A 14532-nucleotide genomic window follows, 5' to 3' on the forward strand; every position below is an offset into this window, starting at 1 on the left:
ATCGTCGAGGGCTCCCGGCGGGGGCGACGATGCACTACATGGACCCGGGTGTCGACACGGGTGAGATCATCGCGCGCCGGCGGGTGGAGACGACGTTCGCCGACACGGGTCGGTCGCTCTACCGGCGCATCGAACGGGCCTCCGTCGAGCTGTTTCGTGAGTCGTGGCCCGACATCGAGGCCGGCGAGGTCGAGACGACCGAGCAGACCGAGGCGGAGGCGACCTACCACTACAAATCCGACTTCCGGGAACTCTGCCGGATCGACCCCGAGGAACGCTACGAGACGAAGGAGCTCCTCGACGTCCTGCGCGCGCTTACCTTCCCGCCGTTCGACAACGCCTTCCTGGAGGTCGACGGCGAGCGGTACTACGTGGAGGTGGAGGTGACGCCGGCCGACGAGGCCGAGGACGTCGACCGGGTCGGGACGCTCTCGTCGTACTGACGGGACGCCGAACGGGGAGCGGGAGTAGCCGAATCAGCGGTACGCACGGAGGACGTCGAACGCCTCGGCGGCGTGCGCCCCGCAGGCGGCCCCGCGGGCCTTCGCGACCGCGCGCAGGGACTCCGCCGAGCGCGGGTGGGGGTACTCCCGCACCTCGGTCTCGTAGGCCTCGAACGCCTCGACCTTCGCGTCGAGGTGGCTCCCGATATCGACGAACAGGTCGGGTTCGAACCCCTCCATCCGGGGCGACCACTCGGTCGAGGAGGGCGTCTCGTAGGCCAGGACGGTCGCGACGCCCGATCCCGGTCGGGTGGCGACGAGCGTCGAGTCGTGGACCGCGACGTGGTCGCGGTTCACCTCCCGGCGGGAGTGGGTGTAGACGACGTCGGGGCTCACCTCGTCGACGACCGCCTCGATCACGGCGTTGACCTCGACGTGGGCCACGTCGTCGAGCCGCATGTCCGGCAGGTCGCCGAAGTGAACGTCGGTGACGCCGAGCCGGTCGGCGCACGCCCGTGCGTCCCGGCGCTTCTCCTCGATCAGGTCCTCGTCGTCGTACTGCTGTGTCGTCCCCTCGGTGACGACGAGGGTGTGGACCTCCTCGCCCGCGGCGGCGTGTCTCGCCATCGTCCCCCCCGCGCCGAGCACCTCGTCGTCGGGGTGCGCGCCGACCACGAGGACCGTGTCGTCGCCGTCGAACATCACTCGTCGGTCCCCTCATCCCGGTCGGTTACGTCCTCGACACCCTCGTCGACCCCGTCGGCGTCCAGGTCGACCGTCACGCTATCCCGCGTTATCGGGTCGCCGGCGGCGAGGTCGCGGGTCGTCCGCGCGCCGATGACGGCGTCGTGGTATCGCGGGGAGAGCCCCTCGACCGGCCGGAGGACGGCGAGATGACGGGCCTCGATGGTCGTCCCTCCCGCTACGTCCGTCGCGGCGTGGAGGCTCTTCCGGATGGTCGGGGCGTTCTCGCGTTCGACGGCGGTCGGGCGCTTCTCGGGGCGCCCGCGGGTCCGCGCGGCCGCCCGGGCGAGTTCGACCGCCCGGGCGAGTTCGTCCGGTTCGAGCGACGCCTCGTGGTCCGGCCCGGGGAGCGTCGAGTCGAGCGTGAAGTGTTTCTCGACGACGCACGCGCCCGCGGCGACGGCGAACCCCGGCGTCTCGGGGAGCGTCGTGTGGTCGGAGTAGCCCACCGGCTCGTCGAGCTCGGCCATCATGGTCCCCATCGCGCGGAGGTTCACGTCGTCGAGCGAGCAGGGGTACGCCGACGTGCAGTGGAGGAAGGCGGCTTCCGCATCCGGATCGACGCCGCGGATGGCCTCGCGGGCGGCGTGGACCTCCGCCATCGTTCCCATCCCCGTACTCACGACCATCGGGAGCCCGAACCCGGCGACGTGTTCGAGCAGCGGATGGTTGTCGAGTTCGCCCGAGCCGATCTTGATCGCCGGGAGCCCGAGGTCGGCGAGCGTGTCGGCGCTCTCGGGGTCGAACGGCGTCGAGAGGAACGTGATCCCGCGCTCGGCACAGCGGTCGATCAGCCGCTCGTGATCCGCCCGGTCGAGCTCGTACCGCTTCAGCATCTCGTACTGCGAGCCCTCGCCGGTGGTCTCGGTCTGGTACTCGGCCTTCGACGCCTCGCGCGTGACGAGCCGGTCGGCGCTGAACGTCTGGAACTTCACCGCGTCCGCCCCGGCGTCGGCCGCGGCGTCGACCAGCCGCTCGGCCATCCCCATGTCGCCGTTGTGGTTGACGCCCGCCTCGGCGATGAAGTACGGCGGGTCGTCCGGCCCGATCGGAGTGCCGTCGATGTGCACGGTCACACCTGCGGTGCCGGGGGCATAAGTGTGGACGCCGGCACGGACGGGGCGGCGTTCGAGGGACCTCCCTGGAACCGTCGTCGAATTCCGTCGCTGACACGCGGCGCCGGGCGAACCCTAACGTATTTTGCCGTCACGTCGTCGAGAGGGACCATGGCCCGGCTCGTCGCCCTCGTCCCGATGAAGGGACACAGCGAGCGCGTCCCGAACAAGAACCTCCGGTCGTTCAACGGCCGGCCGCTGTGTCACTGGGTCCTCAACACGCTGAACGCGGTGTCGGCGGTCGACGAGGTGGTCGTGAACACGGATTCGGCGGAGATCGCCGACGAGGCCCGGGAGCTCGGAGCGTCGGTGCTCGAACGACCCGAGCGGCTCCGGGGCGACCACGTCGAGATGAACGAGATCATCCTCCACGACGTCCGCCGGACGGAGGCCGACCGCTACCTCCAGACCCACTGTACGAACCCGCTGTTGCGCCCGGAGACGGTCGCGGACGCGGTCGCGGCGTTCGAGGAGCGCGACTGTGACTCGCTGTTCTCCGTGACGCCGCTCCAGACCCGGCTGTGGGACGCCGACGGCGAGCCCATCAACCACCGGCGCGACGAGCTCAAGCGCACTCAGGACCTCCCGCCGGTCTACGAGGAGAACTCCAACCTCTACCTGTTCACCGAGGCGTCGGTCGAGCGCCGGGAGAACCGCATCGGCGACGACCCGGAGATGTTCCCGATGGAGCCCTGGGAGGCGATCGACATCGACGAGACGGTCGACTTCCGTATCGCCGAGATGCTCCACCGGGACCGCTACGGCGAGGAGCCGACGCCGGAGGCGGTGGTGGAGTGATCCCGGGGGGAACCGCCGTCCCGATTCCGGGTCGGAAACCGACGGTTCCGAACTATTGATGAGCGGCGGTGTCGAATCCGCGGAAGAAGCACGGTCGTGAGTCCACAGCGTGAGAGACACCGAGTTCGATTCGACACGGAAGACGGGTGAGGACGGATGAGCAGCGAGAGCCGCCGTGCCCTCTGGAACATCGTGGGGTTCGCCCCGAAGCGGTCGGCCACGATACTGGCCCTGAGCGTGGTCGCCGCGGGGCTGGAGGGCCTGGGCCTGGGGTTCATCCTCCCCATCGTCGAACTCGCCCGGCCGGGCGGGACTCTCCCGGAGGAGGCGACGGGCCTGCTCGGCGCGTTCGTCCGGGTCTACGAGACCATCGGCCTCCCGTTCGTCCTCGAGTACGTGATCGTGGGGGTCGTCATCGCGATGGGTATGCGGTACCTGACGAGCTTCGCGGTGGCGTGGCTCCGGGTCGACCTCCAGACCGACTACACCCGCGCGCTGAAGACCGAGGCCTTCGACGCGGCGCTCGACGCACGGGTCAGGTACTTCGATCGTGAGGGGTCAGACGAGATACTGAACGCGATCATCACGCAGGCGACGTTCGCCGGTCGAACCATCACGCGTGCGGTCCAGCTCCTGGAGACCGCGATGATCGCCGCGATCTACCTCGCGGTCGCGCTCTACCTCGCCCCGCTCCTGACGGGGCTCACGCTGATTCTGCTCGGGGCGATCACCTACGTCGTCCGGTTCGTCATCGAGCCGGGCTACGTCGTCGGTGACAGGGTGGCCGAGGCGAACGAACGGGTCCAGGCCGCCGTCCAGGCCGGCACCCAGGGGATACGCGACGTGAAGGTGTTCGGCGTCGACGGGGAGCTGTTCGAGGACTTCCAGCGCTCCATCGACCAGCTGGTCAGGTCCACGGTCACGGTGAAGCGCAATCAGGCGGGGATCAACAACTTCTACCAGTTCACGAGCGCGGTCACGGTGTTCGTGCTGATCTACTTCGCGCTCACGGCCACGCCGCTCTCGTTCGGCGAACTCGGCGTCTTCCTGTTCGCGATGTTCCGGCTCGCCCCCCGGGTCAGCACGCTGAACGACCTCTACTACGCCCTCGAGAGCGACCTCCCCCATCTCACCCGGAACCAGCGGTTCGTCGACCGGCTCGCGCGAAACACGGAGCCCGAATCGGGCTCGGAGCCGGTTCCGGAGACGGTCGACCGCATCGAGTTCGACGGGGTGACGTTCGCCTACGAGGACGAACCGGTCCTGCACGACGTCTCACTCGAGGTGGAGCGGGGCGAGTTCGTCGCGTTCGTGGGCCAGTCCGGGGCGGGCAAGTCGACCGTCGTTTCGCTCATCCCCCGGCTGTACGAGCCCGACGAGGGGCGAATACTCGCCGACGGCCGACCCATCGACGGGTTCGACCTCGACGAGTGGCGCGAGCACGTCTCGGTGGTCCGACAGAGCCCGTTCATATTCAACGACACGCTGCGGTACAACGTGGGGCTCGCGGACCGGAACGCCTCCGAGGAGGAGATCGAGCGGGTCTGTGAGATCGCTCGCGTCACCGAGTTCCTCGACGAACTGCCGAACGGGTACGACACAATGCTCGGGGACGACGGGGTCCGGCTCTCGGGCGGCCAGCAGCAGCGCGTCGCACTCGCCCGAGCCCTCCTGAAGGACGCGGATATCCTCCTGCTCGACGAGGCGACGAGCGACCTCGACAGCAACATCGAGCGCGAGGTGCAGGCGGCCATCGAGTCGATGGAGCGGGACTACGCGCTGATAACCATCGCACACCGGCTCTCGACGGTGAAGAACGCGGACCGCATCTACACGGTCGAGGACGGACGGATCACGGACGTCGGCGGGCACGACGAACTCCTCGAGGACGACGGACTGTACGCGGAGCTGTACGCGACACAGCGTAGCGAGGCGTAGCGAGGTCGGGCGGGACGGGAAACCGTTAACACCGGCGTCGTCATCGGCCCGGACATGGCGTCAGTCCGTTTCGTCTGGGACCTCGGCCCCCCGGAGGAGCTGTACGAGCGGCTGCTCGAACGGACTCCCGGGGATTCGGGCACCTGGGAGACGACGACGCTCACGACGGACCCCGACGACGCGGACTACACGGCGATAATCAACCAGCCGCCGGAGGAGGCCCTCGCGGTCCCGCCCGAGGAGCGGCTCCTCTTCTGTCGCGAACCACCCCTGTTCGGGCGCTGTGACTGGTCGGACGTGGCGGCCGCACACAGGGAGTCGCCCGCCACGGGCCACCCGCTGGTCCAGGAGTGGTGGGTCGAGCGGTCCTACGACGAACTGACCGACATCGGCCCGGAGGACGTTCCCAAGACGGGATCGCTCTCGTGGGTCGTCACGGACAAGGGGCGGATCGGCAACCCGCTCGTGAACGTCGCCCGGCGGGCGATGCTGAGCGCCGGCATCCTGAAACACCGACCGAAGCCCGCGGGGATGCTGAAACCCCACGTCACGGACGGTCACATCCTCCGGATGGACTTCCTCGATAGGCTCGTCGAGCGGGGGGCATCACAGCTCGACCTGTACGGGAGGGGTGAGTTCTCCGGGAGCCACTACCGGGGCGAGATCGACGACAAGTGGGACGGTCTCGCGGAGTACCGGTACAGCCTCGCTATCGAGAACTACAAGGGACCACACTACTTCAGCGAGAAGGTCGTCGACCCGTTACTGGCGTGGTGTCTCCCGATCTACTGGGGGTGTACGAACCTGGACGACTACCTCCCCGAGGACTCGTACGTCCGGATAGACATCGAGGACCCCGACGCGCCGTCGCGGGTGCTGGAGATCGTCGAGAGCGATCTCAGGGAACGGAACCTCGACGCCATCGCCGAGGCGCGGCGTCGCATCCTCGAGGAGTACCAGTACCTCCCTCGTGCCCACCGCGCCATCCAGGGTCTGACGTGATCCGCCTCGGGAGGTCCGGGTCGACGGACCGGATCGGCCACGAGACTCGTCCCGGGGACCCGACGCCGACGGCCGGCACGCCAGGGTGTCGTTCCCGGAGCGATGACCGGCTTTATTATCGCACGTCCGAATACCCGCGCGAGAGGCCGATCGGAGGACCACGAGCACTGTGACATGAGACGGTATCTGCAAGCCGCTGTCGAGCTCGCGATGACGGACCCGGGGCTGGCCGCGAAGAAGGGCCTCCTGGAACTGAACTACGTCGGACGCCGGGCGAACCAGTTCGTCCACGGGCGCGGGACGAGACGGGAGGGCTACCGGCTGATGGAACGGGACTGGGACACCGCCATCGTCCTCGACGCCTGTCGGTACGACACGTTCCGCTCCGAGTACGACCTCGGCCTCGGGAACCTCTCGAAGGAGATCGCGCCGGGAAGCGAGAGCCGCGAGTTCTTCCGGCGGACGTTCGGGGGACGGAAGCACCACGACACGGTCTACGTGACGGGCAACCCCTACGTCACGACGCTGCCGTCGGACACCTTCCACGCCGTCTCCCTCGACGACGCCTGGAACGAGTCGGGGACCGAGGCCCCGCCGGAACGGATCACCGAGGCCGCCCTCGAGGCCCACGGAGTACCCCGAAAAGCGGATCGTGGTCCACTACATGACCCCACACCGACCGTTCATCGCCCCGGAGATGCGGCACGTCGAGGGGGAACTCGGTCACTGGCGGGGGATGATCTGGCCGGGGGAGACCACGGCCGAGGAGATCAGGCGTGCGTACGAGCGCAACCTCCAGCTGGTGCTGGAGGACGTGGCCGAGCTGCTCGAACACGTCGAGGGGCGGGTGATCGTGACCGCGGACCACGGTGAGCTCCTGGGCGAACGGCTCCGCCCGGTCCCGGTCCGGTGCTACGGTCACTTCCCCTCGCTGTACGTCCCCGAACTGGTCGAGGTGCCGTGGGTGGAGGTGCCGTCGGACGAGCGACGTCGGATCGTCTCCGAGCTACCCGCCGAGGAGTTCTCGGTGGACGAGGCGGAACGGACCGAGCGACTCCGTGCGCTCGGGTACGTCGGATGAGCGCGATCGTGTCGTCGCCGGGACCACCCCGACCCCGTTCGACCCGTCGGGGGTCGATCGGGGACGACGGCAGCGACGGGGACGGCGACCATGTCTGAGGAACGACCGACCGCGACGGTCGGCATCGTGACGTACGGGCGGCCGCAGTACATGGCGCGGCTCCTGGAGAGCCTCCTGGACCAGACGTACTTCCCGGACGAGATCGTGGTCGTCGACGACAGTCACGCGGGCCCGACGCGCGAGGCGGTCGAGGACCGGGCCTCGGCGTTCGAGCGGCGGGGGACCACCCTCCGATACCTCCCCCGGAGCGGTCCGGCCAGCATGCCCGGGGCGAGGAACACCGTGATCGACTGTTCGGAGTCGGACATCGTCTGCTTCCTCGACGACGACGTGGTCTGCGAACCGGAGTGGTTCGAGAGCATCCTCCAGGGGTTCGAGGAGAACCCCGGGATGGCGGCCGTCGGCGGTCCGGCGATCAGCGTCGACGAGGACCTCGAACCGCTCCGGGAGATCGTTCATCACCCCGAGAACCAGAACCACGTCGACGGCTACGGCGGGACGACCAGCCGAGTGAAGGACTGGATCCCCCCCGCTCCCGTCGAGACGGATCGACTCGGCGGGGCGAACATGGCGTTCAGGCGCGAGACCCTGGTGTCGATCGGGGGGTTCGATCTCGCGTACGATCGGGGACCGGCGAAGTTCGAGGAGACCGACGTGATGGCGCGTCTGACCCGTGAGGGACACCGACTCCTCTACCACCCCGGTGCGCTCGTCCACCACTTCGAGGCGCGGGCGGGTGGCTCGCGGACGGGGATGACCCGTGCGGATCTCGAGGGAGAGTACTGGTTCGCCCGGAACTACGTGCTCTTCCGCCGGAAGAACGCTATCGTCCCGTTCTGGCTGTCCGTCGTTCGTCTGATCGTCCTGGGGTTTTCCCCGGGACAGGTGTGCCACCTCGTCGGGGCGCTGCTCGACCGCGATCCGGGGCCGCTCTACCGGCTCCGCGGCTACGTCGACGGCATCGTGCTCGACTCGCTGCTCCGGTAGGCCCGTCCGGCGTCCGCCGTGGTCGACCGACCGGACCGGGATCGGGTCAGTCCTCGTCGACCATCTCGGCGTAGCCGAGGTTGTGGAGGCGCTCGGAGACGACCTCGCTGTCCTCGACCCGCGTGTCGCGCCGCACGTCGAGCGGTCGCTCCTCGATACGGGGAGTCGGGACCGCGTCCACGGCGGTCCCGACGTAGGTCGCCGGGACGGGTTCGTCGAGGAGCGACAGTATCGTCGGCGGGAGGTCCTCGAAGTCGACGCTCGACGGCTGACCGGCCCGGACGTCCGGGCCGGCGAGCGCCCAGACCGCCGGGTTCGAGTGCGTCCCCGTCGTCGACTCGACGGAGACGCCGTCCGCACCCGCCTCGATCGGCGAGCGCAGCACGGCGTCGTACGCGCGCTTGGCCGCGAGCGGGAGCGGGACCCGCTCGGAGACGGCCCGCGCCAGCCGGTGGACCCCCTCGGGCGGGTCGCCCTGTCGCGGGCCGAAGCCGTGGTCGGAGAAGACGAGCAGGTCCGCGTCGGTCTCCGCCCGGATCCACCCCACGAGGTCGTCGACCCGCCGGTAGGACTCGAGGATCGCGTCGCCGTAGGTGGGGTCGTCGGCGACCATGTGCGCCCAGAAGCAGTGCTGGACGACGTCGATCGACTTGAGCAGGCTGTAGAGGTAGTCGAGGTCGTGTTCGCGCACCGCGTGCTTCGTGAACCGGATGCGTGCGTCGAGCACGTCGAACATGTCCTCGTGGAGGGTCTCGAGGGTGACCTCCCCGAAGAGGTCGTCGTCGACGAACCCGTAGGGGCGGTCGCCGTAGCGGACGTCGATACGGTAGCCGAGTTCGTCGAGTTCCCCGGCCAGTTCGGGGGGGTACACCCGCCGATCGGTCGCCGGAGGGGTGAGCATCCCGGAGACACAGAAGCCGCCGTCGAGTTCCAGCGGCGGCCACAGCGGGAGCGGGTTGATCAGCCCGACCCGGACCCCGGACTCGGCGAGCAGTTCGGGGTAGGTCTTCACCCGGATGTCGGAGACGTTGATCAGTTCGCGGGCGTCGGGTGCGGGCTCGCCCGCCCGCCGCTTCCGGTCCCCCTTCAGGAACCCGGTGACGCCGTGGGTCTCCGGGGTGACGCCCGTGAAGTGGGTCGTCCACTGGTTGGCCGAGGAGAGCGACGAACAGTGGGCGGTCCCGTACGCGCCGTCCTCGCGGAGCGACCGGAGTTCGGGGAGTTCGCCGGCGTCGATCCACCGGTCGAGTAACGAGGGTTCCATCCCGTCGACCGCGAGCGCGACGACGCGCGGGCCGTCTCGTTCGTCGTGGTCGCCGCGGACGTCGCGTTCGGTCCGATCACCGGGGTCGGAGCCGGTCACGGCTCGGGCGTCGATCCCGACCCGACGATGCGCTCGCGGTTCGCCTCGTACCAGTCGATGGTCTCGCGAAGCCCCTCCTCGAACTCCGTCGAGGCCCCCCAGTCGAAGCGCTCCCTCGCGCGGGCGGTGTCGAGCCGTCGGCGGGGCTGGCCGTCGGGTTTGGAGGTGTCCCACTCGACCTCGCCCTCGAACCCCGTCAGATCCGCGATCAGCTCCACGAGGTCGCGGATGGAGATCTCCATCCCGCTCCCGAGGTTGACGGGCTCGGGCCCGTCGTAGCGCTCGGTCGCGTCGAGGATTCCCTCGGCGGCGTCCTTCACGTAGAGGAACTCCCGGGTGGGCTCGCCGGTCCCCCAGGCGGTGATCGAGTCGTCGCCGCGCTCGCGGGCCTCGACGCACTTCCGGACGATGGCAGGGATGACGTGGGAGGTCTCCAGGTCGAAGTCGTCGCGCGGGCCGTAGAGGTTGACGGGCATGAGGTAGATCCCATTAAAGCCGTACTGGTCGCGGTAGGCCTGCGACTGGGTGAGCAACGCCTTCTTCGCGATGCCGTAGGGGCGTTCGTCTCCTCGGGATACCCCTCGTAGAGGTCCTCCTCGCTGAACGGCACGGGGGTGTGCTTGGGGTACGAGCAGATCGTCCCGATGGTGGTGAACTTCTCGACGCCGACCCGGCGGGCGGCCTCGATGAGTTCGATGCCCATGATCGCGTTCTCGTAGAAGTAGGTCCCCGGATTGTCGCGGTTGGCACCGATGCCGCCGACCGTCGCCGCCAGGTGGATCACGACGTCGGCCGCCGAGTCCTCGAGCGCCCGGTCGATGTCGGAACGGTCGCGCAGGTCGTACTCGTCGCTCCGGGGGACGAACACGTCCACCCCGGGAGCGCGCGACCGGAGGTCCTCGACGAGGTGGCTCCCCAGAAAGCCCGATCCGCCGGTGACCATCACCGTGCGGCCGTCCCAGTAGTCGTGTCCGCACTCGCCGTCGTCACCGGCCTCGGTGGTGCTCTCGCCCGTCATCGCCAGTCGACCCGTCCGTACCACGCCTCGCGGTTCTGTGCGTACCAGTCGATGGTGCGGCGGATGCCCTCGCGCCAGTCGACGCGGGGCTCCCAGCCGGTCTCGGCGTTGAGCTTCTCGTAACCCACCAGGAGCTCCTCGACGTCCGAGTCGCCGGGGCGGAAGCGGTCCTCGTCCTGGATGATCTCGGGGTGCTCCCAGTGACCGTGTTCGGCACCCACCTCGAGGATGGTGTCAGCCCAGTCGCGCATCGAGATGTTCTTGCCGTGGCCGTAGACGTACTGCTCGCCGGGGGAGCCGCCGAGCGCGACGTGGAGGTGACCGCGGACCCCGTCGGAGACGTAACACATGTCCCGCTTGGACTGGAGGTTGCCCAGTTCGACGACGTCCCGCTCCAGAGCCTGGGTGATGATGGTCCCCGTGATGTAGCGCGGGTTCTGGCGCGGGCCATAGTTGTTGAACATCCGCGTGGTCACCGCGGGGAGCCCGTAGGCGTCGTGGTAGTTCATCGTGAGGAAGTCGGCGGCGAGTTTGGAGGTGGCGTAGACGCTCTTGGGGTTGACCGGCGAGCGCTCGGAGAGCAGGACCCGGCCGTCGTCCTCGAAGTCGTGGGCGTCCATCATCTCCTCCTTGACGTTACCGTACTCCTCACTCGTCCCGGCGGTGTCGAACTTCGCGACGTCCAGATCGAGGTCGACGACGGCCTGGAGGAGGTTGAGCGTCCCGAGGACGTTCGTGTCGACCGTATCGTAGGGCCGGGACCAGGACTCCCCGACGTGGGCCTGTGCCGCGAGGTGGAAGAGGAGGGTGTCGTCGTACGGCTGGAGCGCCGAGAGGGCGCGCCGAACGGAGTGAGGGTCGCGGAGGTCCCCGCGGTGGACCGTGACCTCCCCGGAGCGGTGGACGATGTTGTTCAGCTCGCCGCTGGAGGTCGCCCGGACGAACGCGTGGACGTCCGCGCCGTGGTCGACCAGCCAGTCGACGAGGTGCGAGCCGACGAACCCGTCCGCCCCGGTGACGAAGACGGGTCGTTCGGCGACCTGGTCCTCGATGTCCATGTCTGTCCGGACCCATCCCCCGCCCGGTCTTTACACTTTCCCACGCAGCAGTACCCGTAGTAACGAAGTGGCTCGACGCCGACCGCGATCGGCGTGGTCGGGTGTCCGTCGAACCGCCGCGTCCGGCCGATTGCACGGTCCCGGGGATCCGCCGCGTCCGCTCGGGGGATCCGTGTCTCACTCCTCGACGCCGGAGACGAAGACGGCCAGCCACTCGCTGCGGTCGCGCCGGCGGGTCACTCGAACCTCCTCGACCCACTTCACCCACTGGAAGCCGCGACGGCCGGGGGCGACGAGTCGGAGCGGGAACCCGTGACCGTGTGCGAGTCGGTCGCCGTCGACGTGGGTGGCGAGCGTCGCGTCGCGGGCCTCCGCCAGCGGGAGCGACCACCGGTAGCCGGTCACCGACCGGAACTGCACCCACGCGGCGTCCTCGTGGACGCCCACGGCGTCGAGCAGGTCACCCACACGGAGCCCCTGCCAGTCGTGTTCCGAGTACCACCCCGAGGTGCAGTCGAGGAGCGCGCGGTCCTCGTGGACCGCGAAGGAAGCGCGGTCCGTACGGACCGCGAGCGCGCGGTCCTCGTGAGCGGGCGAGACGGCGGCGTACGCCAGATCGGCCGGCGACCCGACCAGCCCTCGAACGGAGAGCGTCCAGTCGGATACCGAGACTGGGTCGGGATCGTCGGCCACCCACGCGGTGACCGGAAACGCGTTTCCGTCACCCGAGCCGGTCTCGCGAGAGCCGGTGAACCGCCGGGTCGCCCCGGCGGTGTCGAGCAGCCGGTTGGCCGACCCCTGGAGCCGCCAGGCGAGCGCGCCCGCGCCGACGAGGGCCGTGTACTGGAGCGCGGTGCGTCGGCCCTCGAAGTCGGTAGACGAGAGGGGACGGAACCGCCGGGTGAGGTGGTAGGCGAGCAGCGGGACGACGAGGAGGCCGAGCCCGACGTGGAGGTTCAACAGCCCCCACGGCCCGAGGTCGAGCGTCCCGCCGAACACCCACCAGACGCCGGTGGCGAGCGCGCCGACCGTGGCGAGGACCATGAGCACCGAGAGCGCCCGCGTGACCGTCAGCTCCGCGAGCCGGCCGCGGACCCGGCGGAGCTTGAAGTAGAGGAAGGCGACGAGCGAGATGCCGGCGACGCCGTGGGTGGCGAACACCCACGCCTCGTCGGGGCGTCCCGAGAGGAACCCGAGGACGCCGGTGAGGAGGACGACGAGGAGGAGGGCGAACAGCGACCAGTCGACGAGCCGCGGGTGTGGCGAGAGCAGCGTCCGAAGGCGGGCGAGCGCGGTCCGGACGCGTCCGCTCGTCCCCCGGTCGCCGGGAGTTCCCATACCTCCCCCAGGGTCCCGAGCGGTATAGGCCCCGCGGGAGCCGTGGGGAGGCCACGTGGGGAGATGCCTACACCGTCGGACAGAGGCTTCGATAGATTCCACCGGGGAAGCCCCCGACGGTTCCTATCAACCGTTCTGTCCGACGGTATATGTGCCCGGGCGGCCTCCGTCCACTCGATGCTCGTTTCGCTCCCCGTCAGGGACGTGATGACCGAGACGGTCGAGACTATCGGGACCGACGCGACCGCCGCGGAGGTGGCCGAACGGATCGCCGCGTCCGAACACACGTCGGTCGTGATCTGTGACGGCCGCCAGCCAGCGGGGATCGTCACCGAGTCGGACGTGGTTCGACTGTACGCCGAGGACACCCCCCGCGACACGCCGGTCACCGCGTTCATGTCCGCCGACCTGGTGGTGATCGGTCCGGACGAACCGATCGAACGTGCGGCAGAGGTGCTCGGCGAGCGCGACGTCCGGCGGCTCCCGGTCGTCGAGGACGGACGGATCGTCGGCATCGTCACGGTCTCGGACGTCGCGTACTACCTCCCGCACGTCCTCCGCGACCGGCGGGCGTGGGCCGAACGCACCAGGAGACGGGCGGCGGGCGGCAGCACCGCATACGAGGAGGAGGGTGGGAGTTCGAGTCACACGGGACCGACGACGGCCTCGACGTCGGCGACGTCGTCCGGTTCACGAAGACCGTCTCGGAGGCGGACGTCGAGGCGTTCGCGGACGCGACCGGCGACACGAACCGCCTCCACCTCGAAGAGGCGTTCGCCGCCCGGTCCCGGTTCGGCGAACGCATCGCCCACGGCGTCCTCGGATCGGGGGTCATCTCCGCGGCGCTCGCGCGCATCCCCGGGCTCACCATCTTCCTCTCCCAGGAGCTCTCCTACCTCGCGCCGGTCGAACTCGGTGAGACGGTCACGGCCGTCTGCGAGGTGGTCGAGGACCTGGGGAACCGAAGATACCGGCTCTCGACGGAGCTGTTCGACGGCGAGGGCGAGTGTGTCATCGACGGCGAGGCGGTCGTCCTGCTCGACGACCTCCCCGACGAGGCCGAGGGGGACGACGCGGACGGCGAGACCGAGGAAGAAGAAGGGGGAAAAGAGGAGGAGGACGCGCTGTCCGCCGACGCGACCTCACGATAGAAGCGGGTGACGAGCGCGTGCTCTCAGCGGGCGTCGGGGAGCGCGGCGTTCGCCTCGTCGATGCAGTTGTGGAGCCGTCGGGTACAGGTAGGATCGAACGCGAGCGGTGCGGCCGCCGAGGTGCGCTCGGAGGCGTCGGCGGTCGAGTCGGCCCAGCGGTCGGGGTGGCCCGTCCCGGTAGCGAGTCGGGGCGAACGGGGCGTACCGTGACGGGCGGTCCCGCCGGTCGCCGCGGTGTCCGAGCGGTCGGCGAGGTCCGCCCCCGGCCCGGTTCCGGTCCCGTCCTCGTCGGGAGGTGTGGTGGTGCTCATCTCAGTCGCCTCCGGCGGTAGTGGTTCGCTCCGTCCGAGTTCGGGTCGCTCCTCCCGTTCGGGGCGTCCGGGGGTCGGAGGACCTCCGGGGCCGGGCGTCCGGTTCGGGCGGTTTCGGTGGCGTT

The 14532-nt window shown here is 69.4% G+C and carries 14 protein-coding genes and 2 pseudogenes; 8 read left to right on the forward strand and 8 right to left on the reverse strand.

The window, feature by feature from the left end:
- Positions 1 to 29 precede the first annotated feature (29 nt).
- Positions 30 to 443, forward strand: coding sequence for a hypothetical protein (locus tag WDJ58_RS00005; protein WP_338915611.1), 414 nt, complete (start codon positions 30 to 32; stop codon positions 441 to 443).
- A 33-nt stretch (positions 444 to 476) separates the two neighbouring features.
- Here WDJ58_RS00005 and WDJ58_RS00010 read toward each other — a convergent pair whose 3' ends face one another.
- Both WDJ58_RS00010 and neuB read right to left on the reverse strand, forming a co-directional pair.
- Positions 477 to 1145, reverse strand: coding sequence for a PIG-L deacetylase family protein (locus WDJ58_RS00010; RefSeq protein WP_338915559.1), 669 nt, complete (start codon positions 1143 to 1145; stop codon positions 477 to 479).
- On the reverse strand, positions 1145 to 2257 hold the full coding sequence (gene neuB / locus WDJ58_RS00015) for an N-acetylneuraminate synthase (protein ID WP_338915560.1): 1113 nt from the start codon (positions 2255 to 2257) through the stop codon (positions 1145 to 1147). The genes WDJ58_RS00010 and neuB overlap by 1 nt, the downstream gene beginning before the upstream one ends.
- A 156-nt stretch (positions 2258 to 2413) precedes the next feature.
- On the opposite strand from neuB, the gene WDJ58_RS00020 reads away from it, so the two are divergent.
- The 5 genes from WDJ58_RS00020 (at position 2414) to WDJ58_RS00040 (ending at position 8168) form a co-directional block, all read left to right on the forward strand.
- A complete protein-coding gene (locus WDJ58_RS00020; protein WP_338915561.1) occupies positions 2414 to 3100 on the forward strand; it encodes an acylneuraminate cytidylyltransferase family protein in 687 nt (228 codons plus the stop codon).
- A 156-nt stretch (positions 3101 to 3256) separates the two neighbouring features.
- Entirely contained in the window at positions 3257 to 5038 is a 1782-nt protein-coding gene (locus WDJ58_RS00025) for an ABC transporter ATP-binding protein (RefSeq protein ID WP_338915612.1), read from the forward strand.
- A 54-nt stretch (positions 5039 to 5092) separates the two neighbouring features.
- Positions 5093 to 6040, forward strand: a complete 948-nt coding sequence (locus tag WDJ58_RS00030; protein WP_338915613.1) for a glycosyltransferase family 10 domain-containing protein — start codon at positions 5093 to 5095, stop codon at positions 6038 to 6040.
- A gap of 664 nt (positions 6041 to 6704) precedes the next feature.
- Positions 6705 to 7121, forward strand: coding sequence for a hypothetical protein (locus WDJ58_RS00035; RefSeq protein WP_338915614.1), 417 nt, complete (start codon positions 6705 to 6707; stop codon positions 7119 to 7121).
- A 90-nt stretch (positions 7122 to 7211) separates the two neighbouring features.
- On the forward strand, positions 7212 to 8168 hold the full coding sequence (locus WDJ58_RS00040; protein ID WP_338915615.1) for a glycosyltransferase family 2 protein: 957 nt from the start codon (positions 7212 to 7214) through the stop codon (positions 8166 to 8168).
- Between the two features lie 46 nt (positions 8169 to 8214).
- Here the strand turns inward: WDJ58_RS00040 and WDJ58_RS00045 are convergent, their stop codons facing one another.
- The 5 genes and pseudogenes from WDJ58_RS00045 to WDJ58_RS00065 all read right to left on the reverse strand — a co-directional run bounded on the left by WDJ58_RS00045 (position 8215) and on the right by WDJ58_RS00065 (position 12945).
- Positions 8215 to 9531 carry an alkaline phosphatase family protein gene (locus tag WDJ58_RS00045; protein ID WP_338915566.1) on the reverse strand — a complete coding sequence of 439 codons (1317 nt, stop codon included), beginning with the start codon at positions 9529 to 9531 and terminating at the stop codon, positions 8215 to 8217.
- Complete coding sequence (locus tag WDJ58_RS00050; RefSeq protein WP_338915616.1) at positions 9528 to 10064, reverse strand: NAD-dependent epimerase/dehydratase family protein; 537 nt, start codon at positions 10062 to 10064, stop codon at positions 9528 to 9530. Before WDJ58_RS00050 ends, WDJ58_RS00045 begins: the two co-directional genes overlap by 4 nt.
- Before the next feature lie 101 nt (positions 10065 to 10165).
- A pseudogene (locus tag WDJ58_RS00055) lies at positions 10166 to 10549 on the reverse strand (NAD-dependent epimerase/dehydratase family protein); the annotation flags it as partial.
- Positions 10546 to 11607 carry a GDP-mannose 4,6-dehydratase gene (locus WDJ58_RS00060; protein ID WP_338915568.1) on the reverse strand — a complete coding sequence of 354 codons (1062 nt, stop codon included), beginning with the start codon at positions 11605 to 11607 and terminating at the stop codon, positions 10546 to 10548. The pseudogene WDJ58_RS00055 and the gene WDJ58_RS00060, both read right to left, overlap by 4 nt.
- 177 nt (positions 11608 to 11784) lie before the next feature.
- The gene (locus WDJ58_RS00065) at positions 11785 to 12945 is read right to left on the reverse strand and encodes a molybdopterin-dependent oxidoreductase (RefSeq protein ID WP_338915569.1); all 1161 of its coding nucleotides are present in this window, start codon (positions 12943 to 12945) and stop codon (positions 11785 to 11787) included.
- Positions 12946 to 13152: 207 nt separating this feature from the next.
- On the opposite strand from WDJ58_RS00065, the pseudogene WDJ58_RS00070 reads away from it, so the two are divergent.
- Positions 13153 to 13431 (forward strand): annotated as a pseudogene (locus WDJ58_RS00070) (CBS domain-containing protein); the annotation flags it as partial.
- Between the two features lie 86 nt (positions 13432 to 13517).
- Positions 13518 to 14096, forward strand: coding sequence for a MaoC family dehydratase (locus WDJ58_RS00075; protein WP_338915617.1), 579 nt, complete (start codon positions 13518 to 13520; stop codon positions 14094 to 14096).
- A 23-nt stretch (positions 14097 to 14119) separates the two neighbouring features.
- Here the strand turns inward: WDJ58_RS00075 and WDJ58_RS00080 are convergent, their stop codons facing one another.
- The gene (locus tag WDJ58_RS00080) at positions 14120 to 14407 is read right to left on the reverse strand and encodes a hypothetical protein (protein WP_338915571.1); all 288 of its coding nucleotides are present in this window, start codon (positions 14405 to 14407) and stop codon (positions 14120 to 14122) included.
- Positions 14408 to 14532: the final 125 nt, after the last annotated feature.

The organism is Salinirubellus litoreus, assembly GCF_037335815.1.
GTDB lineage: Archaea > Halobacteriota > Halobacteria > Halobacteriales > Haloarculaceae > Salinirubellus > Salinirubellus litoreus.